Raw genomic sequence first — 20,594 nt, 5'->3', positions numbered from 1 at the left:
CGAGCCGCGATACGACCAGCTGATGGCTGCAGTTCGCTCGGCCGAGCTGGACGGCCACGATCCCGCGGCCGTCCTGCGCGAGGCGGTGCGGGCGCGCGGCCTCGGTGGGGCGGAGTCGGTGGCCGACGTCCTGCGCTACCGCGTCAACATGGCTGCAGCGTCCCGCTCGCCCGAGCGCCGCGTCAGCGCCGGTGACTGGTCGAGCTACATCGATGACCTGGGCGGTCCGGTCGGTGAGTTCGAGGCGGCTCTGAGCCGCGCGGCCACCGAGCGGCAGAACGAGCTGGGCCAGAGGGTCGCCGACGAGATCCCGGAGTGGGCCCGGGAGGCGCCTGCTCTGGGAACCCCGCCCGCGGACGGGCCGGAACGGGCCGAGTGGATCCGTCGAGCCGGCATCGTCGCGGCCTACCGCGACATGCACTCCGTCCCCGACGAGCAGCTGTCCCTCGGTGCGGCGCCGGACAAGCGCCGCGCGTTCCACCACCTGCTCTGGAAGCAGGCCCATGCGGCGCTGGGCTACCCGGCGGACAGCCTCGACTACGCGGCGGCGACCGTGGAGCAGCTCCGTGAGATGCGGGTGGAGTGGCAGCGCGAGCAGACGTGGGCTCCGCCCTACGTCGAGCAGGAGCTGCGTGCCGCGCGTGAACTGGCCGAGGAGTACCGCCGCGACAGCATCATCTGGGCCGCCGGGCTGGACCAGCTCCCCGAGGGATCGGACGAGCGGCGCGACGCCGAGCGCGACGTGGCAGCCGCGCGTCGCCTGACCGCTCTGCAGGAGCAGCGCGTCGAGGCCCTCATCACTGTGGCCCGGGTGCGCGAGGAGTGGTTCGAGCAGACCGCCGCGACCCGGGTGCAGGCTGCGCTCGCCGGCGATGAGCTGGAGCGGCGTGGGCAGGAGCGGAAGGTCGCTCCGAGCCGGGGTGAGCAGACCGAGCTGTTCACCATCGACGAGTCCAGCAACGAGCGGAGCAGCGAGCGCCGCCGAGTCGTCGACCCGGCTCAGGAAGAGCTGGACCTCCCCGGAGTGCCGAGTGCGCGCCCCGACAGCCCCGCGCGGGACGAGGAGACGCAGCGTGGGCCGCAGGGACAGGCGGTCGAGGCGGACGAGATGAGGAGGGACCGGGACGAGGTCGCGGTCGCGCAGGGCTACGCCGACGTCCGGCGCGACGAGGCGCAGGTCGCTCGGGAACGCGCAGGGCAGCCCGAGCTGTTCACCACCGTCCCGGAGGTTCGAGATGTGGCTGCCGCCCAGCCAGTGCGTGAGGGCGATCGGACCCGCGATGTGGCGGCGGAAGCGGATGGGGCAGCGCCGCTCACCGTAGGGAATGCGCTGCGCATTGCCCTCGTCAGCAAGGCCCTTCGCGAGGAGATTCGCGCTGCCAACGCGGACAAGAGCCGTGCCGACGAGCACACAGATGTCGGTATCGGCGCCCCCGTCCCCCGCCCCCCGGAAGTGGCGGCGAGTACGGAGAATCAGCGGCAGCGGCGCCGTAGTAGTGGCATCGCGCGCTGAATGTGGACTCGACTCAGGTTGAGGGCACGCTGGAGCCACGTCGTCGCACTCGCCGGGTCCGTGACCGCACGACGGTAAGCGGTTCGTTCGCGCTGTTCACACGATGGCGCCCTTCACCTTCGTGTCGGGTCGAGGCGCGGCAGGCTCGACACTCCGCGGGCCGTCCGAGTCGCTGGCGCCGACGCCGCGATCCCGTCGGCCCTCGTCGACCCTGCCGACGCGACCGACCTCGACCCGTTCCTCACCGACGCCCAGGTCGCCGACTGCCGCACACGACGAACGTCGAGGACGGCGCCGCCCAGCGCCTCGCCCGACCCCGTGAACCCGCCCGGCTGCTCGGCCCTCGACGCTGCCCGAGGACGAATGCGAGAGCCCGTTCCGTTGAACGTTCCGTGCCGGTAAGGTTCCGTCGTTCTGACCGGGCGAAGCGATGGGCGACGGGTGAACCAGTTCGAATTCTGGGCGACGATGACCGGTCACCTTTTCTCTTGGCCGGCCGCTGTTGTCTTCTCTGTCCTGATCCTGAAAGAGCCCTTGGGGAAGCTGCTTGGTCGTCTACTGTCTGCGGAGGGGCCGGGGGGCATAAAAGCAAACTTCGCGCAGCTATTGGCAGAGGCGAAGCCGAATGATCGAGCGGCCGACGACGGGGCTGCATCAAGCGATGTGCCCGTTCCGTCGGTCCCCGCTCCCGGAGTGACTAAGCCGGAGCCGCAACCGCCGGCTCTGCCCGGGGGCACCCACGACGACGACCTGGCGCACCTCCCGCCGAACCATGCGAAGCGACTCGCCGCCAACATGGTGGAGTTCGTAAGTCGGCAAACGCGTAGGGACCAGCTCATTGGTCTGGCGCTCAAGCGGCCCGATGTCGCCGTGTCCGAGGCGTGGAACTTTCTTTACGACTCGCTGGTCAGCCTAGCCCTCGCGACGGACGGATACTATGAGCGGTCTGCGCCGGTGCTGCTGTCCCGCCGCCTAGTGGATCACGGACTGTTCAAGAAAGAGGATGCGAACGAGTTTCAAATCCTTCAAACCCTGAATTCGAGCGTTGTGAACTCGGGGGAATATGAGGTGGTCGTCTCGACCGCCTCCGCGATGACCTACATCAATCGGGCTTTCGATCTACTCGAGAACGTGAACCTTCGGGTAGCGACTCAGCAAGGCTCCGCCCAGCAACCTCCCGGCTGACAACGTTCACTCCGCCCGCGACAGCACCACCAGGGCGACCTGGCATGGCGGGCGAACCGCATTGGCACCAGGAACGCGCCGCTCGACGCTCTGTGAGCCGCCCTGGGTGCTGTAGAGACTCTTGACCTTGGAAACGAGGATGGAGTCATGCCGTCAGAACGCACTGCGGGCAAGCCGACGACGCGGCGGTACTCGCAGGAGGAGAAGGCCGCGGCGGTGCGGATGGTCCGCACCCTGCGCACCGAGCTGGGACACGATCACGGTGTGGTGAAGCGGGTGGCCGATCAGCTCGGTTACGGCGCGGAGTCGGTGCGGTTGTGGGTGCGCCAAGCCGACGTCGACGACGGCCACCAGCCCGGTGTCACCACCGACGAGGCAGCCCGGGTACGCGAGCTCGAGCAAGAGGTCCGCGAACTGCGCCGGGCCAATGAGGTGCTCAAGCGGGCTGCGAGTTTCTTCGGGGCGGAGCTCGACCGCCAGTACCGCAGGTAGTGGCATTCGTCGACGCCCACCGCGACGACGTCGTGGAGGGGCGCCGGCTCGGGGTCGAGCTCATCTGCCGTGTGCTGCAGGTGGCCCCGAGCAGCTACTACGCCGCCAAGACCCGCCCGGCCTCGGCGCGGGCCAGGCGGGACGCCGAGCTGACCCCGCGGCTGGTCGGGTTGTGGGAGAACAACTACCGCGTCTACGGGGCACGCAAGTTGTGGAAGGCCGCCCGCCGCGACGGCTTGGACGTCGGCCGTGACCAGGTCGCCCGCTTGATGCGCGCGGCGGGTATCGAGGGCGCCCGACGGACCAAGCGCCTGCGCACCACTCGGGCGGATCCAGTCGCGGCGCGCCATCCGGACCTGGTGCAGCGCCAGTTCCGGGCCGACGCGCCGAATCAGCTGTGGGTTACCGACCTGACCTACGTGCCGACCTGGGCCGGGGTCGCCTACGTGTGTTTCATCGTCGACGCCTTCTCGCGGATGATCGTGGGCTGGCGGGTCGCCGGGCACATGCGCACCAGCATGGTGCTCGATGCGCTAGAGATGGCGCGCTGGTCGCGCGGCACCCGGCTGCCGGACCTGCGCTGTCACAGCGATGCCGGGTCGCAATTCACGTCGGTGCGCTACGGCGAGCGGCTCGCTGAGATCGGCGCGGTTCCGTCGATCGGCAGCGTCGGGGACTCGTTCGACAATGCGCTGGCCGAGACCGTGAACGGCTACTACAAGGCCGAGCTGATCCGCGGACCCGCCCGAGACGGTCCATGGAAGACAGTGGAGGACGTCGAGCTCGCGACGCTGGGCTGGGTGCACTGGCACAACCACCAGCGCCTGCACGGCTACCTCGGAGACCGGCCTCCGCACGAGTACGAGCAGGCGTTCTACGCTGCCCACCGGGACGACCAACACCCGGTCGGAATCCCATAGCGCGAGTCTCCATCAGCCCCAGAGCGACTCACTCCGAGGGGCCGTTGAAGAAGCGCCTGGCCAAGATCCGCCCCGAGTACGTCGGAGTCGATCCGGTCACCCGGATGTCCTACCGGCCCGGGGAGCTCGCCCAGTGCGACCTGTGGTTCCCGCCGACGAAGATCCCTGTCGGCGCCGGTCAGGCGCGGATTCTGCCGGTGCTGGTGATGGCCCAGGGCTACTCGCGGTTCCTGTCAGCGACGTTGCTGCCGTCGCGTCAGACCGGTGACCTGCTCTCAGGCATGTGGCAGCTGATCACCGCGCTGGGGCGGGTGCCGAGGACGCTGGTCTGGGACCGCGAGGCCGGTATCGCGATCAAGGGCCGGGTCAATGCCCCGGTCGCCGCGTTCGCCGGAACGCTGGCCACGCGCATCCAGCTCGCTCCGCCGCGGGACCCGGAGTTCAAGGGCATCGTCGAACGCGCCAACGGCTATCTGGAGACCTCGTTCCTGCCGGGGCGCTCGTTCACCTCACCGGCGGACTTCACCGCTCAGCTCGAGGGCTGGCTGTCCCGGGCGAACCAGCGGGCGGTCCGCTCGGTCGGCGGGCGCCCGGTGGATCTGTTCGAGGCCGACCATGCTGCGATGCTCGGGCTGTCACCGGTCGCCCCGGCGGTCGGGCTGCGCCATCGGACCCGGCTGGCCCGTGATCACTACGTCCGGGTCGACACCTGTGACTACTCGGTGGACCCGCGGGTGATCGGCCGGTTCGTCGAGGTCTATGCCTCGCTCTCGACGGTGATCGTGGTCTGCGACGAGCAGGTCGTGGCCCGCCACCGCCGGTCCTGGGCACAGCGGGCGGTGGTCAACGACCCGGCCCACCTGGCGGCGGCGCAGGTCTTGCGCCGCGAGTTCGCCGCCCGACGTGAGGCCGGCGCCCGCACGGCACGTCAGCACGCCGACGGCCACACCGTGGTCCTGCGGGCGCTGCCGGACTACGACGCCTTGTTCGGCGTCGACTTCGACCCCACCCCTGATCTCCATTCCACTCCCCAGTCTGCGGAGGCCACACCGTTATGAGTCCCACCAGCACCAGCACCAGCCCGGCTACGAACGGGACCCGCACCACCGCGACGAAGACGGCTGGCTCGGACGGGCTGGGCGCGCAGCTGGCTTATCTGACCCGGGCGTTGAAGGTCCCCACGATCGCGGCCTGCTGGGAGAAGATGGCCGAGCAGGCGCGGGACCAGAACTGGTCGCACGAGGAGTTCTTGGCCGCGTTGCTGGCCCGCCAGGTCGCCGACCGCGAGGCCGCCGGGACCACGATGCGGATCCGGACCGCGCACTTCCCGCAGGTCAAGACGTTGGAGGACTTCAACCTCGACCATCTGCCCTCGTTACGCCGGGACTTGCTCGCTCACCTGGCGACGGGGACGTTCGTGTCGAAGGCGGAGAACGTGATCCTGCTGGGTCCGCCCGGGATCGGGAAGACGCATCTGGCGATCGGGATCGGGGTCAAAGCCGCGCAGGCTGGGCGCTCTGTCCTGTTCGACACCGCTTCCAACTGGATCGCCCGGCTCGGCGCCGCCCACCACACCGGCACTCTGGAGGCGGAACTGAAGAAGATCCGTCGTTACCGGCTGATCATCGTCGACGAGGTCGGTTACATCCCGTTCGACCAGGACGCGGCGAACCTGTTCTTCCAGCTCATCGCCTCGCGTTACGAACAAGGCAGCGTCATGGTCACCTCGAACCTGCCGTTCGGGCGGTGGGGCGAGACGTTCTCCGACGACGTCGTCGCCGCAGCCATGATCGACCGTCTCGTCCACCACGCCGAAGTCCTGACCCTGTCCGGGGAGTCTTACCGGACCCGGGCGCGCCGCGAGCTCCTCGCGAAGGATCGAGCCACCAGCGACTGACCTCGGCCCGTCATGCACCAGCCCAAGCGAGGCGATCGGTCGCCTGCCCGACCAGCGCCGCTGTCGAGGGCGACGTCGTTGTTCGATGCAGTGCGTCCCAGCGGGCGTTATGGGCGACCGGCCACAGGCTCGCTGCCCAGACGAGCTCCTGCTCCTCGGCGGTGAACGATCGGCCGCGCACCTGCTGATATGCCTCCACGAACGCCTCTGAGCTGGCGATCGTCGCCAGCGACGGCGGTTCACCAGGCAGTCTGGGGAACGCTCCGCTCGCAGCACCGACCAGCGCAGCCTCGGGTTGCCAGGCCACGCTGTCCCAGTCGTGAATCGCCCACAACGTCGGGCCCTTCCAGCGCAGGTTCTGCGCCTCGAAGTCGGCATGGCCCAGGACACAGGGCGCGTCCGCCGCTCGCAGCCGCGACCGCGCTCGCTGGGCGACCTCGCTGACGAACTGCGGCACGAGGCTCTGGTCCTTCTCATCGAGGAAAGCGATGCTCGGCCAGACGCCGGGCCCGGGGTGGTCCCACCGGACCCAGCGCGGATTCGGCAGCAGCGGGCCGGCCTGCACGTTCTGCAGCTCCTCAAGCAACCAGCCGAACACCTGTCCATAGCGCCCTGCGACCTCGGGGGAATCGCCGCCCCACACCTCCCCGCCAGGCCGGAACTCCTCGGCATGAACGACCATCCCGTCCGAGGTGACTGCCCTCGTCAACGGTCTCGGGCACGGAAACCCGCGCTCAGCGAGCTGCGCCTGCACGCGCACACAGCCAGCCCCGCGGCCGTCGTCCTCACGGACCTTCACGACTGCCTCGGATCCGTCCGTCAGACGCATCCCCAGCACTGACGACATCTGCACGAGGTCGAACAGAACCTCTACAGGTTACGTCCGCGGAGGTGGTGTACGGGTTCGTCGCTGGTGAGCGGCGTGGCGTCGTGACGTGAGACGGCCACCGCGTGATCTTTCTCGAGTACCGACCAAGGAACTCCAGGAAGGACCACCACGATGGCCGCACCACACAGTGTGGACCCTGCCCAGCTTGTCGAGGAGTTCGCCTCGGCGGGTGTGTCGCCGGATCTGTTGCAGACGATGATCGCGACGATGGCGAACGCGTTGATGTCGTCGCAGGCCGATCAGCAGTGCGGGGCCGGCTATGGCGAGCGCAGCAGCGAGCGGACGAACCAGCGCAACGGCTACCGGGCCCGGGAGTGGGACACCCGAGCGGGCACGATCGAGTTGGCGGTGCCGAAGCTGCGCCAGGGCTCCTATTTCCCGGACTGGCTGCTGACCCACCGCCGCCGCGCCGAGCAGGCCCTGGTCACCGTCGTGGCCACGGCCTACCTACTCGGTGTCTCCACCCGGCGGGTGGAGAAGCTGGCCGAACAACTCGGGGTGAAGTCGCTGTCGCGTTCGCAGGTCAGCGAGATGGCCACCCACCTCGACGGGCAGGTCGCCGCGTTCCGCGAGCGCCCGCTCGACCAGGGCCCGTACACGTTCGTGTGGGTCGACGCGCTCACGGTGAAGGTCCGCGAAGACGGCCGGGTGGTCAACGTGCACGCGCTGCTCGCGACCGGGGTGAACGCCGACGGGCACCGCGAGATCCTCGGCCTGGATGTGGCCTCCAGCGAGGACGGAGCGGGCTGGTTGGCGTTCCTGCGCGGTCTGGTCGCCCGCGGCCTGTCCGGGGTCCAGCTCGTCATCTCCGACGCCCATCCCGGCTTGGTGGCGGCGATCGCCTCGGCGTTGCCGGGTGCGGCGTGGCAGCGGTGTCGCACCCACTACCTGCGTAACCTGCTCTCCCGTGTTCCGAAGTCGGCGCAGCCGCATGTCGCTACGCAGGTGCGCACGATCTTCGACCAGCCCGACGCCGACGCCGTCACAGCCCAGTACGGACGCGTGGTCGACACTCTCACCGCGCGCTGGCCCGACGCAGCCGAGCACCTCGACAACGCCCGCGATGAGCTGCTGGCGTTCACCGCATATCCGCGCGAGGTCTGGCGCCAGATCTGGTCGAACAACCCTCAAGAGCGACTGAACAAGGAGATCCGCCGTCGCACCGACGTGGTCGGGATCTTCCCCGGCCGCGACTCCCTGATCCGCCTCGTCGGCGCCGTCCTGGCCGAACAGAGTGATGAGTGGACCGAGAACCGCCGCTACATGGGCCTCGATCTACTGGCCCGCTCACGCATCCGCATCGTCACCACCGAAGCCGCACCGACCGGCAGCGAGGCACTCATGACAACCGAGGCAATAACCGCCTAGAATCCCGAACCAAGATCACGCGGAGTCGATCTCATACACCACTCCGCCGGACGTGACCCCTCTACAGGTTCGCCGCCGAGGTGATCTCGACACCACGCCACGATCCAGGCCGGCACCTCGTCGGCAAGCATCCATGCACTGTCTCACTGAGCTGCCAGGCCACCCCAGAGTCATTTTTCGGAGTCCCGGAGGGGGTCAACTTTGACGAACCGTTGACAGGTATGCGCGCCGGCGTGGTGCAGCTCGACGAGGTGGGACTCCTGGCGCGGGCTGAGCTTGGGCTTCTTGCCACGCAGCCGGCCCTTGGCGCGGGCGACCTTCATGCCCTCCCGGGTCCTCATCTTGATCAGGTCTGACTCGAACTCGGCGACCATGGCCAGCACGTTGAACAACAATCTGCCGACCGGGTCGGTCGGGTCGTGGACCGACCCGCCGAGGCTGAGCTTGACCTCGCGGGCGGTGAGCTCGGCGACGATGTCGCGGGCGTCGGGCAGCGACCGGGCGAGCCGGTCGAGTTTGGTCACGACCAGCACGTCGCCGCCGCGGCACGCGGCCATCGCCTCGCGCAGCCCGGGCCGGGCCCGGTTGGTTCCGGTCAGGCCGTGATCGACGTAGATCCGCTCGGGCGCAACGCCGAGGGTGGTGAGGGCGTCGCGTTGGGCGGTGAGGTCTTGTTCGTCGGTGGAGACCCGGGCGTAGCCGATCAGTAGTCCGCTCACCGTGCGAGTGTCCCAGTAAGCGCCCCTTCATCGGGCATTTCATCGGGCGGGTCTTACGGGAATCGCCGAGCAGCAGCGATCTTCGGTTCGCGGGCGGGGCCGGGGTGTCCCGGTGGGGGTTCGGTCTACGAGACGAGGTCGCGATCCGTGCGCCGCGACGCCTGCGTCGTCGACCGGAGAGAAGATCGTGAGAGGGTACGGCCGAGCAGCCGACAGCGCATGGTCGGTCGACGCCACGTGTGGCGTGGTCAGCCCGGTGTGTCGGCCAGCGGTTGAACCAGTCGGTACTTGCCGCCGGTGGCGGGTTGGGGGAGCTGCTCGGCGCGTCGAACGGTGATCTGGGCGAGGCCGTGGGCGGCGAGCAGGTCGGTGAGTTCGCGGTGCACGTGGGCCCAGGCCTGCTGCGGGGTGGCGCCGGGTGCGGGCTGGATTCGCACCGAGAGCTCGGTCGGGGAGATCTGCAGGATCTGGAACAGCGCCACGGAGGGCAGCCGGTCCAGGCGGGTCGAGAGGGTCAGCGGGGTGAGTGTCACGGTGGTGCCGTGGGTGGTGGGGAGGGTGAGTAGGTCCGCGGTGCGGCCCTGCACCCGGATCGCGGGCAGTGGGCTGCCGCAGTCGCAGGGGTCGGGGCGGGCCAGGACGCTGTCGCCGAGGTCGTAGCGCAGGATCGACTGGGCCCGGTTGGCCAGGTTGGTCAGCAGCACGGTGTGGGACTGCTGGCCGGGCGGGGTGGGCCGGTGGTCGGCGTCGACGGGTTCGAGGATGGCCCAGTCGGCGTTGACGTGCAGCCAGCCGTGGTGGCAGCTGTAGGACAGGAACGGGCACTCGGTCGCGGCGTAGGAGTTGCCCACCGCGGAGCCGAACGCGGTGGCGATCCGCGCGATCTCTGGGTCGGGCAGGCCTTCGGCGGCGAGCGCGACCAGGGCGGGGCGGATCCGCAGCCGCCCGGCCTGTTGTTCGGTGGCCAGCAGCGCCGCGGTGGTGGCGTAGGGGGCGAGCACGGCGGGTGGGAACGCGTTGAGCTGGGTCACCAGTTCCGGCAGCGGGGTGTGTACCGACAGCGCCTGGACCCGGCGGCGGCCGCGTCTGGTGCGGCGCAGGCGGGCGGCCGCGGCGGTGGAGGCGAAGTGCCCGCCGGTGGCGGTGACCATCGCCAGTCGTCCCCGCCCGGCGATCAGCCGGGGCAGCGCGCTCGCGTTCAGCCAGGTGCTGAGCATGCGCGAGCTCAGCGCGGTGGTCACCGCGAGTGCCCGCTCGTCGAGCAGGAACATCCCCCGCGTGCCGGTGGTACCCGACGTGGTCGCCACCGTGTAGCCGGCTCGGGAACCGCCGCGGTAGCCGGGTGGGATGGCGAGGAACGGCTGGCCGATCTGGGCGGGGTCGGCCACGAACGCCTGCACCCGCTCCCTGCTCGCGCGCGGGTCGGTGACCCAGTCGTCGAACCGTGCCATCAGTGCCGCCTTGCTGGTGACCGGCAGCAGGCGCGGGTCCTCCACCCGGCCGGGCAGGTCCTGGTAGAGCTCGCGGTACACGCTGCCGTGGCCGCGGGCGAAGTCCACGAGCTCGGCCAGGCGGGCGCGTTGGCGGGCGTCGATCGCCTCCGGGCCGTGTCGGTAGGTCCGGCGGGCGTCGAGCAGCAGCCGCAACGCCCCGTCCTCGCCGGCGGGGCTCACCGCGGTGCGGCGTCGCTGTACGGGCGCTGGGCCACCCCGAGCAGGTAGTGCCCGCGAACCCGGGTGCGCCACCGGGACCCGACCTGCAGTCCCTGGCGCTCCAGTTCGGCGACGAACTCGCTCGCGGTGAACCGGTCCTCGGTGGGGTGGTCGAACAGCCACCGGTAGCCGCGGGTGGCCAGCGCGGCGGCGGTGACCTCGTCGAAGTAGAACCGCCCGCCCGGCTTGAGCACCCGAACGATCTCCGCCAGCGCCGCTCGCCAGTCCGGGACGTGGTGCACGATCGCGAAGTCGAACACCGCGTCGTAGCTGTTGTCCTCGGCGTCCAGGGCGGTGCGCAGGTCGGTCATGTCGCCGGTGGCCAGCCGCACCCGCTCCCCGTAACCAGCCAGCCGGCGCTTCGCCCGAGTGACCATGGCCGGGTCCAGGTCGATCGCGTCCACACGAGCCGCGGCGAACCGGCGCAGGATCAGCTCGGTGCCGTACCCCGCCCCGCACCCCACCTCGAGCACCCGCGCGTCCGGGGATAGTGCCCCGCCCAGCCGCAGCAGCGTCGGGGTCTCGTAGAACCGCTGCAACGCGCGCCGCGGCGGGCTGTTCACCAGGGCCGTTTCCACCCGGTTCATCAACACGACAGACCTCCCAGTTATCGACGATATGCGGTTACATCGTTGGCTAGCGATGGATACCAGAGGTGTCGCGGCGGTGTCCAGGGCTGCGACGATCGAGGGCGTCGAAAAGCTGGCGCCGAACATGGGCCACATGCGTTATCATCGCCGCATGACGATGCCAGATGCGGTGGCGGTGTCCCCGCGCCAGGAGTTGATGCCGGCTGCGGCGTTGTTCCACAGCCTGTCCGACCCGACCCGGCTCGCGATCGTGCAGCACCTCGCCCGGGGCGAGGCGCGGGTGGTGGATCTGACCGAGCGGCTCGGGTCGGCGCAGTCGACGGTGTCGGCGCACCTGGCGTGCCTGCGCGACTGCGGCCTGGTGATGGGCCGTCCGGAGGGCCGGCAGATGTTCTACTCGCTGACCCGCCCGGAGCTGCTGGACCTGCTCGCCGCCGCGGAGAGGTTGTTGGGGGCGACCGGGTCGGCCGTGGCGCTGTGCCCGAACTTCGGTACCGGCACCGTGGGGGTGCGCGGTGAGTGACGCGTGCGGGTGCGGCCCCGATGAGCCCCGCGTCGACGCCGAGACCGGTGAGGTCGTGGCGGAGCGGGAGCCGGAGCGGTTGTGGGAGGTCTCCGAGCTGCGCGCCGCCGCGGTGGCCGGGGTGCTGCTCGGCGCGTCGCTGGTCGTGGGCTGGTCCGGTGGGCCGGCGCCGGTGGAGCTCGCCCTGCAGGTCCTCGCGCTAGCGGTGGGGGCGTGGACGTTCGTGCCGTCCACACTGCGCCGCCTGGCCAAGGGCAAGATCGGGGTAGGCACCCTGATGACCATCGCCGCGGTCGGCGCCGTCGCGCTCGGCGAGGTCGGCGAGGCCGCGATGCTGGCGTTCCTGTTCTCCATCAGCGAGGGCCTGGAGGAGTACTCGATCGCCCGGACCCGCCGCGGCCTGCGCGCGCTGCTCTCGCTGGTCCCCGAGCAGGCCACCGTGCTGCGCGGCGGCCTGGAGATCGTGGTCGCTCCGGGCGAGCTGCGGGTCGGGGACACCATGCTGGTGCGCCCCGGGGAGCGCCTGGCCACCGACGGGACCGTCGGGACCGGGCGGACCGCGCTGGACGTCTCGGCGATCACCGGGGAGTCGGTGCCGGTCGAGGCCGGCCCCGGCGACGAGGTGTACGCCGGGTCGATCAACGGCACCGGCGTGCTGGAGGTGCAGGTCACCAGCACCGCCGCGGACAACTCGCTGGCCCGGATCGTGGCGATCGTGGAGGCCGAGCAGTCCCGCAAGGGCGCCGCGCAGCGCCTCGCCGACCGGATCGCGCGTCCACTGGTCCCGGGCGTGCTGGTCGCCGCCGCACTGATCGCCGTGGTGGGCAGCGTGTTCGGTGACCCGCTGGTGTGGATCGAACGCGCGCTGGTCGTGCTGGTCGCCGCGTCACCGTGCGCGCTGGCGATCTCGATCCCGGTGACCGTGGTCGCCGCGGTCGGCGCGGCGAGCAAGATGGGGGTGCTGGTCAAGGGCGGCGCCGCGCTCGAGGCCCTGGGCGCCGTGCGCCAGGTCGCCCTGGACAAGACCGGCACCCTGACCCGCAACCGGCCCGTCGTGATCGAGGTCGCCACCACCGGTGGCGCCACCCGCGAGCAGGTCCTCGCGCTGGCCGCCGCGCTGGAGGCGCGCAGCGAGCACCCCCTGGCCCGCGCGATCCTGGCCGCGGTCGACCAGCCCACCCCGGCCGCCGACGTCGAGGCCGTGCCCGGCGCCGGGCTCACCGGCCGCCTGGACGGGCGTGCGCTGCGGCTGGGCCGGCCGGGCTGGATCGACCCCGGTGACCTGGCCGGGCCGGTGCGCGGCATGCAGGAGGCCGGGGCGACCGCGGTGCTCGTCGAAGCCGACGGGACGGTCCTCGGCGCGGTCGCCGTGCGCGACGAGCTGCGGCCCGAGGCCGCCGAGGTCGTCGCCCACCTGCAGCGCGACGGCTACCGGGTCGCGATGCTCACCGGGGACAACCACGCCACCGCCGCCGCGCTCGCCGCGCAGGCCGGCATCCGTGACGTGCACGCCGAGCTGCGACCTGAGGACAAGGCTGCACTCATCGCGACGATGCGCGCCGAACGGCCCACCGCGATGGTCGGCGACGGCGTCAACGACGCCCCCGCGCTGGCCACCGCGGATCTGGGCATCGCCATGGGCGCGATGGGCACCGACGTGGCCATCGAAACCGCCGACGTCGCCCTGATGGGTGAGGACCTGCGCCACCTGCCCCAGGCCCTCGACCACGCCCGACGAGCCCGGCGGATCATGCTGCAGAACGTCGGGCTGTCGCTGGCCATCATCGTCGGACTGATGCCGCTGGCCCTGCTCGGCGTGCTCGGCCTGGCCGCGGTCGTCGCCGTGCACGAGCTCGCCGAGATCCTGGTCATCGCCAACGGGGTGCGCGCCGGCCGCACCCGCGCGCTGTCTCCCACCGCCGCCACGGTGCTCCCGCCGTCGGCGCCGACGCGCCCGCAACCGCTCGACGCCGCACATCGCGGCTGATGCCGGTGAACACCGGACGGATTCCCGAGGTTGAGGGGTAGGTGCAGGACGTGGTGAGGGACCAGACGCTGCAGCTGCTCCGTCAGGGGTACCGCTGGGCCGGCGGGCTGCGGCCAGACCCCCCGACGGCCCCGTGGGCGGTACCGACCCGGCTGCTGGGCCGCCGCGCGGTGCTGATCGGCGGCCCGGCCGGGGTGCGTCGCTTCTACGATCCGCGGCTACGCCGCCGCGGGTCGCTGCCGGCCCCATTGAAGCTGGTGCTGTTCGGCCGGGACACGGTGCACGGCCTCGACAATGCCGAGCACCACCACCGCAAGGCGCTGTACCTGCGGGTGCTCACCGCCGACGCGGTGGCCGACCTCGGTCGGTGTGCCGAGCAGGAGTGGCAGGCGGTCACCCGGCGCTGGGCGGGCGGGGCGCCGGTGCGGCTGTTCGACGAGGCCGTGCAGGTCCTGGGCGCGGCCGTGCTGCCGTGGGCCGGGATCCCGATGGCGTCCGCGGAGCTGCCCCGGCGGGCGCGGCAGCTCGCCGACATCGTCGACGGGTTCGGCACGCCGGGGCGGCCCTTCGCCCGGGCCGCCCTCGCCCGCGCGCGGCTGGGCCGGTGGGCGGCCGGGCTCGTCCGCCGGGCCCGCCTCGGACAGATCCACCCGGCGCCCGGTACCGCGCTGCACGCGGTCGCGACGGCCCGGGACCTGCGCGGGCGGCCGTTGCCCGCCCGCGTCGCCGGCGTCGCACTGCTCAACTTCGTGCGCCCAACCGTGGCCGCGGCCTGGTACGTGGCCTTCGCCGGCATGGCCCTGCACGAGCACCCCGAATGGCGCCACCGCCTCGCCGACACCGAGCCCGACCAGGGCGCTGTCGCCGCGTTCGCCCAGGAGGTGCGCCGGCGCTACCCGTTCGTGCCGGTGCTCGCCGCCGTGGCCCGCGAGGACCAGGACGTCCTCGGCGTCCCGGTCCCGCGCGGCGGGCTGGTGGTGCTCGACGTGCACGGCACCGACCACGACCCGACGCACTGGCCCGACCCCGACCGCTTCGACCCCGACCGCTTTCTCGCCGGCCCGGTCGACCCGGACACCCTGGTACCGCAGGGCGGTGGCGACGTGGCCACCGGGCACCGCTGCCCCGGCGAGGACGTCGTGCTCACCATGATCGCCGTCGCCACCCGCACGCTCGCCCGGCTGGACTACACGCTGCCACCCCAGGACCTCGAGGTCGACCTGTCCCGGGTCCCGACCCGCCCCCGCAGCGGCGTGCTCCTCACCCCCACCGCCCGCTGACGCATCGCACCCGGCCCGCGCATCACCCTGGTCGCCGCAGTGTCGGCGGCTGGTTCGGGTGCGCGGTCGCCAGGGCCGCCGCTCACGAGGTGCCGTGGGGTTCACGAGGTGCCGTCCGAGGGGGGCGGCCCTGGTCTGCCGATTCCTGCTCCGTGGCGTGTCCTGCGACGCTGCGGTTCTCGGTGCGCCACGACGCCCACAGCAGGGCGAGCACCCCGAGGGTGATCGCGGTGTCGGCCAGGTTGAACGTCGGGAACCAGCCCAGCCACAGGAAGTCGGTGACCGCGCCGTCCCCGGCCCGGTCCACGATGTTGGCCATCGCACCGCCCAGCACGAGGCCCGCCGGCACCGGCGGGCGCAGCCAGCCGGCGACGATCGCGACCAGCACGCCACTGGTGATCACCCCGGCCAGCGCGAGCACGGCCCAGGTCGGCAGCCCGTCGCCCAGACTGAACGCCACCCCGGTGTTGTAGCTGAGCTGTAGGCGCCCGATCCCGAGGTCTACCGGCGCGCCGGGCAGTCGGGTATCGGCCAGCCACTTGGTCACCACATCGACCAGGACAGCGACCGCCGCCGTGACACCGGCCGTGGCGACCGAGCGTGATCTCGGCCAGGCACTCATCGGCGCGACTCCGCCCGATCGCTCGGGTCCCCGTCCGACCTCGCACCAGCGACAGCAATCGGCATAAGGCGATGATAAACGGCGGAGCCGATGACAGCGCACCGGCTCCGTCTCGCCGCGGAGAGGCGGTGCCGCCAGCAGTACGCGGATGCGCCGCCTCAACAGACCGCAGCCGCGGCACGCCGGCACCTACAGGCCGAAGGCGCCGCCCTCGACCAGGATGACGATGCCCAGACCGATCAGCACGATCGGGAACAGCACCTGCTCCCAGCGCTCCAGCACCTCGGCGATCGGTTTGCGGGTGGCGACGAAGCGCGCCGCGGCGACCAGCACGGCGACCAGGGCGAGGAACACGATCGAGTAGGCGATGATGCCGCCGGTGCCGACGGTGGCGAAGACCGGTACGTAGACGCCGATGTTGTCCCCGCCGTTGGCGAAGGTGATCGCGGCGATGGCGGGCACGCTGAGCGCCTTGCCGCTGAGCTTGCCCTCGTCGTCATCGTCGTCACCGTCACACCAGGACCGCCAGGACCGCCAGGCCGCGAGCAGGCCCAGGACCAGCGGGATCAGGCCGAAGTACGGGATGACCTCCTCGGGCAGGAAACTGCGCGCGCCCAGGGCGACGAGCACCGCCGCGGCCAGGATGGCGCCGAAACCGAGGTACTGACCACCGAGGATCCTGGCCGTGGTCCCCGGGACGCCGGCACCCCGGGCATAGAACAGCGACAGCACGATGACGTCGTCGATGTTGGTGACCATGAACAGGCCGATGGCCTGCAGGGTCCACGTGAGGGGTTCCATGGCTGCTGCCTTCTTGGTGGTCGCCGACATCGTTCGGTCGGCGAGAGTCGGCCGCCGGGGAGCGGGCGGTACGGCGGTTCGGGCACGCCGCTCCAGCGGAGCGTGGTCCCGGTGAGCTACGACATGACATGCCGACCGAGCGGTGGGGCACCGCGAGCGGGGTGAGGACCGCTACGGCGGCGCCGGCGCTCGCGCGCGGTCCGACACGCTGTCAGCGTTCCGGGCACGTGACGCAGCGCGGGCGTGCTCGTGTGACCCAGAAACGGCAGACGAGCCGTGAATACGCTGAAGACGCTTGGTCGGGCACGCAGCATCGTCATACGACGATGCTATCATCGTCCGCCGCTGTCATAGTCAATAGCCGATGCAAATTCTCGCCGCGCTTTGCCGGCGTCGACCGGCCGCCGGGTACCTCGCGCTGCAGCGTGGACAGCGGCGTGACAGGTCAAGGCGCGATCGTAGGTCGGCGCCTGCGGACCACCGTCACCGAGAACCGGTGACGGTCGGTCACAGCGGTTTAGTGTCCTCCGGTGCACAGCACGATCAGCAGCATGAGCGGCGGCGACGATGTGGACCTGGGGTCGACCTGCCGGAGCCGCCATCACGTCAGCACTGCGCGGCGCGATGTCGGCGGCTCGACGCCCGGTAGAGCGGCGGTCAACGGTCCTCGTCCTCGTCGCCGGTGTCGGGATCGCGCAGCGTACGGCGGGTCCCGGCGAGGTCGGGGAGCTGGAACGAGTAGTGCCCGTGCACGTTGAGGTGACGGCGCATGTAGGGCGAGAGCCGTACAACGTCCTCGCCGCGCACTGGGCAGCCCTCCTGGCGCAGTTGGGCGAGGGCGGCATCGAGGTAGACGGTGTTCCACAGCGTGATGCAGTTCAGGACCAGCCCGAGCGCGCCGAGCTGGTCCTCCATGCCCTCGTGGTAGGCGCGGCGCAGATCGCCGCGGCGGCCGTGGAAGACGTGCCGGGCCAGGTCGTGGCGGCCTTCTTGCAGGTTGCGCATGCCCTTGATCTCCGCCCGGTACGGGGCTTGATCGACATACGACAGCACGTGCAGGGTCTTGAAGATCCGCCCGTAGTGGGCCAGGGCCTCACCGAGCTGGGTCGGGTTGCCGCCGTGGGCGAGCATCCGCAGCACGTCGTGCGCGCTGACCGCGCCGGTGTGGATGGACCCGGCCAAGCGCAACAGGTCGGGCCAGTGCGCCCTGACCCGACCGAGGTCGATCTTCCCGCGGGCGGCGGTGGCGAGCGGGCCATAGTCCGCGCCCGGGTTGATCCGCCACAGCTTCGCGTCGGGCAGGTCGGCCAGCTGGGGGCGGTAGTCGAACCCGAGCAGCCGCATCAGCCCGCACACCATGTCGCTGTACGAGCCGGTGTCGCTGATGATGACCTCCGGGCGGCGGCCGCCGTCCTGGCGGTAGATCAGGTCGATCACGTGCAGCGAGTCACGCGGGGTGCCCGACACGACCAGCCCGGCCAGCCCGACGGCCTGGTCGTTGACCAGATTGAGCAGCGTCACCCCGCGCCTGCGCCCGAAGTAGCGCGGGTTGGGACGGGCGTCGATGCTGCGCACCGGCACCACGAACCGGACACCGTCCACCGCCGCGAGCAGCCCACCACCCCACGCCTGGGCCAGCGGAATGTCGGCCTGAGCGGTGATGAGCGGGGCGTTCGCTGCGGCGTAGGTCTCCGCGCGCAGGTAGTTCTGGTCGACGTGGCTGATCCGGTGCCGGGTCAGCGCCGCCACTCCGGGGCTGAGGACCGGCGTGAACCCGACGTTGAGCGCGTGCGCGGTCAGCGCGGCCGCCACGCTCACCGACAGGTCGTCCAGGCGGGCCTGGCCGCCCGAGGCCGGAGTGAACGCCGCCGCGAACTCCGGGTGCCAGGACATCACCTCCAGCACCACCTCGCCGATGTCGACCCGCGGGAGCATCGCCTCGCACCGGCGCCGCAGGTCGGTCAGGCTCGGCGGATCGGAGACGGCGTCGATCTTCCCGGCGTGCAACCGGCCTTGCTCGTCGATGGAGACCTCGGTGTTGGCGATCAGGCGCCCCGCGACGTGGCGCAGCGCGGCGTCGAGGTCGCTCGCGTGCTCGGCCAGCAGCGGGTCGGAATCGTGCGGGAGCTGCAGGGCGTTGAGCACCGGGCCGCGGGCGGCCTCCCACGCCGGGCCGTCCAGCAGCTGCGCGCGCGGGTCGGCCCAGCGACCGGAGGCAAGCGCGAAGATGTCGCGGCGGCGCAGCCGATGGTGAAATAGCTCTAGTACGCAGAATACGTAGCCGGCCCGGTTCACCGTGGTCTCCGGTCGCCCGGGGGTGAACACCACCCGCGCCCAGCCTGGCGGGACCAGGTCCACCGCGACCTTGCGGGCGTCGAGGTACCCCGCCGGTACCCGCGCCGTCGGGCGGGCATCGAGCAGGTCCGGCAGGGCGCGCAGCGCGTCGAGGACGGGGGTGGCCTCGGCGGTGGCGTCGAACCGAATGGCCGTGCACAGCATCGGCAGGAACGGGCGCACCACCGCATAGCGGTCGGCCAGGGTCGCCCGCCACTCCGTGTCGGGATCTGTGCCCGGGGCCGGCACGACGTCGGTGATGTTCGCGACCGCGGTGCGCAGCTCGGCCCGGGAGACCACGTTCTCGATCGCGTCCCAGACCAGCTCCAGCGTGATCTCCGGGCCCCATGTCGTGGCCTCGAGTAGTACCCCGACCGCGGCGGCCAACTTCCCGGCGTCGCGGCTGACCCGCGGATACCGCCGGGCCTGCTCGTCACGGGTCTGGCGTTGCGCACGGGCCAACAGCTCCGTGGTCATCAGCACGTCGAACAGCTCCACCGCATCGTCGGTGGCCCTAGCCTGCAGCCCCACCACCGTGGCCAGCAGCGTCGCCAGCCGGCGGGCGTAAGGGTGGCGGCGCAACGCCGGCGCCTTCCCCGCCATGCCGTAGCGGGCCAGCTCGATCACCCGCCGCCGTGGGACCGCCCCCAGCTCGATCTGACCGACGCCGATCGCGGACAGCTCGCTGACCCGATCCAACGCCGCTGCCATCGCGCGGCCCGACGCCCGGGTCGGGCCCCGGCGCAGCCGTTCCAGCTCCGAGGTTCGTGCCCCGTCAGGGATCTCCAACAACAGATCCAACGCAGCGGCCTGCGACGCAGTCAGCGGGGCGGCCAGGGTGTCCCACAGCCGCGCCATCGCCGCGTCCCGGACCCGGGCCACCAACCGAGCCAGGGTGGACACCCCGGGCAGCAGCACCCGGTGCTCCCGAAGCCAGACCACCGCGCCGTCGAACAGCGCCTTCGGGCCATCCCCGGTGGTCCACGCCCGGTCATCCACCCACCGCGCAAGCTCCTCGGCCGCCGCGGTGAACTCGACGAACCCGTACGCCTCGCGGATCTGCGCTGCGTGCTCGAGCCGGGTCATCTCCCGGACCCGGTAGTCCTTCACACACGACGGATCAACGATGTCGAGCTGCTCGGCCAGGTAGTCCACGACCTCGGTCGGAACATCGGTCGGATCGGCCAGGAACCGGCCGATGAACAACAACGTCGTGAGCTGCACCGCGAACCCCAGCCGGGTGTGCGGCAGCCGCTTCGCCTCGACCAGAGCGCGGGCCTTGTCATCGAGCAGGAAGCAGCGGTCCAGCTCCGCCGTCGACGGCGGTCTCGCGTAGCAGCCGTACGTCGCGGCCTGCGCGTCGGTGAGGAACTCGACGGGCACGGAGAACCCCCAGCACGCCACGGACTCGAACGTCGAGCCCAGACCGTTCCCCGAACGCGGCGACGCTACCGCGAGCCCCGGGCTGGCGCCGCTCTACCGATGGATCCCGTTCCGTTGTTCCTCACGGGCCTGCCCGACGACCAGGGACGACTGCGGTTCGCCGGCGACGTGGGGACCGGCTTCACCGCCGGGATACGACGGGACCTACTCGCGCTCCTGACGAAGCGCGAGCTGCCGGCTCCTGCGATCGACGTCCCGTCCGGGCGCAGCGCGTGGGCCAGCCCTACCCCGATACACCTTCGCCGTTGGGTGCGTCCGGGGCTGATCGGCGAGATCGACTACCGGCAGCGAGCTGTTGACCGGACTACCGAGTGACACG

16 protein-coding genes, 1 pseudogene and 1 other annotated feature are annotated in these 20,594 nt (G+C 71.3%); of the genes and pseudogenes, 10 read left to right on the top strand and 7 right to left on the bottom strand.

Going from position 1 to position 20,594, the window contains the following annotated elements:
* The 5 genes and pseudogenes from ATL51_RS01420 to istB all read left to right on the top strand — a co-directional run.
* Positions 1 to 1,513 (top strand): hypothetical protein (locus tag ATL51_RS01420; RefSeq protein ID WP_208622881.1); only part of this gene is annotated, 1,513 nt, incomplete at its 5' end.
* A 441-nt stretch (positions 1,514 to 1,954) separates the two neighbouring features.
* A complete protein-coding gene (locus ATL51_RS01415) occupies positions 1,955 to 2,698 on the top strand; it encodes a hypothetical protein (protein WP_157818153.1) in 744 nt (247 codons plus the stop codon).
* A gap of 147 nt (positions 2,699 to 2,845) precedes the next feature.
* Positions 2,846 to 4,110 (top strand): IS3 family transposase gene (locus tag ATL51_RS01410; RefSeq protein WP_100877234.1). Its coding sequence is split into 2 segments (ribosomal slippage): positions 2,846 to 3,149 and positions 3,149 to 4,110, totalling 1,266 coding nucleotides; the frame shifts between segments, so codons are not numbered across the junction.
* Positions 3,145 to 3,279: a sequence feature (AL1L pseudoknot), on the top strand. It overlaps the preceding gene by 135 nt.
* Positions 4,111 to 4,142: 32 nt before the next feature.
* Positions 4,143 to 5,168 (top strand): annotated as a pseudogene (locus ATL51_RS01405) (Mu transposase domain-containing protein); the annotation flags it as partial.
* A complete protein-coding gene (gene istB / locus ATL51_RS01400) occupies positions 5,165 to 6,007 on the top strand; it encodes an IS21-like element helper ATPase IstB (RefSeq protein WP_100877233.1) in 843 nt (280 codons plus the stop codon). The pseudogene ATL51_RS01405 and the gene istB, both read left to right, overlap by 4 nt.
* Positions 6,008 to 6,017: 10 nt before the next feature.
* Here the strand turns inward: istB and ATL51_RS01395 are convergent, their stop codons facing one another.
* Positions 6,018 to 6,836 (bottom strand): phosphotransferase, encoded by an 819-nt coding sequence (locus tag ATL51_RS01395; protein ID WP_392567350.1) that lies wholly within the window; start codon positions 6,834 to 6,836, stop codon positions 6,018 to 6,020.
* 171 nt (positions 6,837 to 7,007) lie between these two features.
* Between ATL51_RS01395 and ATL51_RS01390 the strand changes: the two genes are divergently transcribed.
* Positions 7,008 to 8,264 carry an IS256 family transposase gene (locus tag ATL51_RS01390; protein ID WP_073574061.1) on the top strand — a complete coding sequence of 419 codons (1,257 nt, stop codon included), beginning with the start codon at positions 7,008 to 7,010 and terminating at the stop codon, positions 8,262 to 8,264.
* Positions 8,265 to 8,434: 170 nt separating this feature from the next.
* Here the strand turns inward: ATL51_RS01390 and ATL51_RS01385 are convergent, their stop codons facing one another.
* From ATL51_RS01385 to ATL51_RS01375, 3 genes are all read right to left on the bottom strand, one after another.
* Positions 8,435 to 8,983 (bottom strand): recombinase family protein, encoded by a 549-nt coding sequence (locus ATL51_RS01385; protein ID WP_100877232.1) that lies wholly within the window; start codon positions 8,981 to 8,983, stop codon positions 8,435 to 8,437.
* Between the two features lie 248 nt (positions 8,984 to 9,231).
* Positions 9,232 to 10,656 carry a phenylacetate--CoA ligase family protein gene (locus tag ATL51_RS01380; protein ID WP_281010845.1) on the bottom strand — a complete coding sequence of 475 codons (1,425 nt, stop codon included), beginning with the start codon at positions 10,654 to 10,656 and terminating at the stop codon, positions 9,232 to 9,234.
* Positions 10,653 to 11,282, bottom strand: coding sequence for a class I SAM-dependent methyltransferase (locus tag ATL51_RS01375; protein ID WP_100877393.1), 630 nt, complete (start codon positions 11,280 to 11,282; stop codon positions 10,653 to 10,655). Before ATL51_RS01375 ends, ATL51_RS01380 begins: the two co-directional genes overlap by 4 nt.
* A gap of 154 nt (positions 11,283 to 11,436) precedes the next feature.
* Between ATL51_RS01375 and ATL51_RS01370 the strand changes: the two genes are divergently transcribed.
* The 3 genes from ATL51_RS01370 to ATL51_RS01360 are packed head-to-tail and all read left to right on the top strand — an operon-like array spanning position 11,437 to position 15,075.
* On the top strand, positions 11,437 to 11,808 hold the full coding sequence (locus ATL51_RS01370; RefSeq protein ID WP_208622880.1) for an ArsR/SmtB family transcription factor: 372 nt from the start codon (positions 11,437 to 11,439) through the stop codon (positions 11,806 to 11,808).
* A complete protein-coding gene (locus ATL51_RS01365) occupies positions 11,801 to 13,795 on the top strand; it encodes a heavy metal translocating P-type ATPase (RefSeq protein WP_100877370.1) in 1,995 nt (664 codons plus the stop codon). The genes ATL51_RS01370 and ATL51_RS01365 overlap by 8 nt, the downstream gene beginning before the upstream one ends.
* Positions 13,796 to 13,845: 50 nt before the next feature.
* Positions 13,846 to 15,075, top strand: a complete 1,230-nt coding sequence (locus ATL51_RS01360; RefSeq protein WP_100877391.1) for a cytochrome P450 — start codon at positions 13,846 to 13,848, stop codon at positions 15,073 to 15,075.
* An 82-nt stretch (positions 15,076 to 15,157) separates the two neighbouring features.
* On the opposite strand, the gene ATL51_RS01355 is transcribed toward ATL51_RS01360, so the two are convergent.
* The 3 genes from ATL51_RS01355 to ATL51_RS01345 form a co-directional block, all read right to left on the bottom strand.
* Positions 15,158 to 15,697 carry a signal peptidase II gene (locus ATL51_RS01355; RefSeq protein ID WP_100877369.1) on the bottom strand — a complete coding sequence of 180 codons (540 nt, stop codon included), beginning with the start codon at positions 15,695 to 15,697 and terminating at the stop codon, positions 15,158 to 15,160.
* A gap of 189 nt (positions 15,698 to 15,886) precedes the next feature.
* Positions 15,887 to 16,498, bottom strand: coding sequence for a cadmium resistance transporter (locus tag ATL51_RS01350; protein ID WP_100877368.1), 612 nt, complete (start codon positions 16,496 to 16,498; stop codon positions 15,887 to 15,889).
* A gap of 657 nt (positions 16,499 to 17,155) precedes the next feature.
* On the bottom strand, positions 17,156 to 20,236 hold the full coding sequence (locus ATL51_RS01345; RefSeq protein WP_208622879.1) for a Tn3 family transposase: 3,081 nt from the start codon (positions 20,234 to 20,236) through the stop codon (positions 17,156 to 17,158).
* A 78-nt stretch (positions 20,237 to 20,314) separates the two neighbouring features.
* Between ATL51_RS01345 and ATL51_RS29790 the strand changes: the two genes are divergently transcribed.
* Positions 20,315 to 20,590, top strand: a complete 276-nt coding sequence (locus ATL51_RS29790) for an ATP dependent DNA ligase (RefSeq protein WP_100877367.1) — start codon at positions 20,315 to 20,317, stop codon at positions 20,588 to 20,590.
* Positions 20,591 to 20,594: the final 4 nt, after the last annotated feature.

Origin of the sequence: Pseudonocardia alni (assembly GCF_002813375.1) — a bacterium.
Taxonomy (GTDB): domain Bacteria; phylum Actinomycetota; class Actinomycetes; order Mycobacteriales; family Pseudonocardiaceae; genus Pseudonocardia; species Pseudonocardia alni.
Note: the sequence above shows the minus strand (reverse complement) of the source record. Positions and strands in the feature narration are given on the sequence as shown.

Bases quoted from the DNA above. Each gene is read 5' to 3' on its own strand.
- istB (WP_100877233.1), top strand. From the start codon at position 5,165: ATGAGTCCCACCAGCACCAGCACCAGCCCGGCTACGAACGGGACCCGC.
- ATL51_RS01395 (WP_392567350.1), bottom strand. From the start codon at position 6,836: ATGCGTCTGACGGACGGATCCGAGGCAGTCGTGAAGGTCCGTGAGGAC.
- ATL51_RS01390 (WP_073574061.1), top strand. From the start codon at position 7,008: ATGGCCGCACCACACAGTGTGGACCCTGCCCAGCTTGTCGAGGAGTTC.
- ATL51_RS01375 (WP_100877393.1), bottom strand. From the start codon at position 11,282: ATGAACCGGGTGGAAACGGCCCTGGTGAACAGCCCGCCGCGGCGCGCG.
- ATL51_RS01370 (WP_208622880.1), top strand. From the start codon at position 11,437: ATGACGATGCCAGATGCGGTGGCGGTGTCCCCGCGCCAGGAGTTGATG.
- ATL51_RS01355 (WP_100877369.1), bottom strand. From the start codon at position 15,697: ATGAGTGCCTGGCCGAGATCACGCTCGGTCGCCACGGCCGGTGTCACG.
- ATL51_RS01350 (WP_100877368.1), bottom strand. From the start codon at position 16,498: ATGGAACCCCTCACGTGGACCCTGCAGGCCATCGGCCTGTTCATGGTC.
- ATL51_RS29790 (WP_100877367.1), top strand. From the start codon at position 20,315: ATGGATCCCGTTCCGTTGTTCCTCACGGGCCTGCCCGACGACCAGGGA.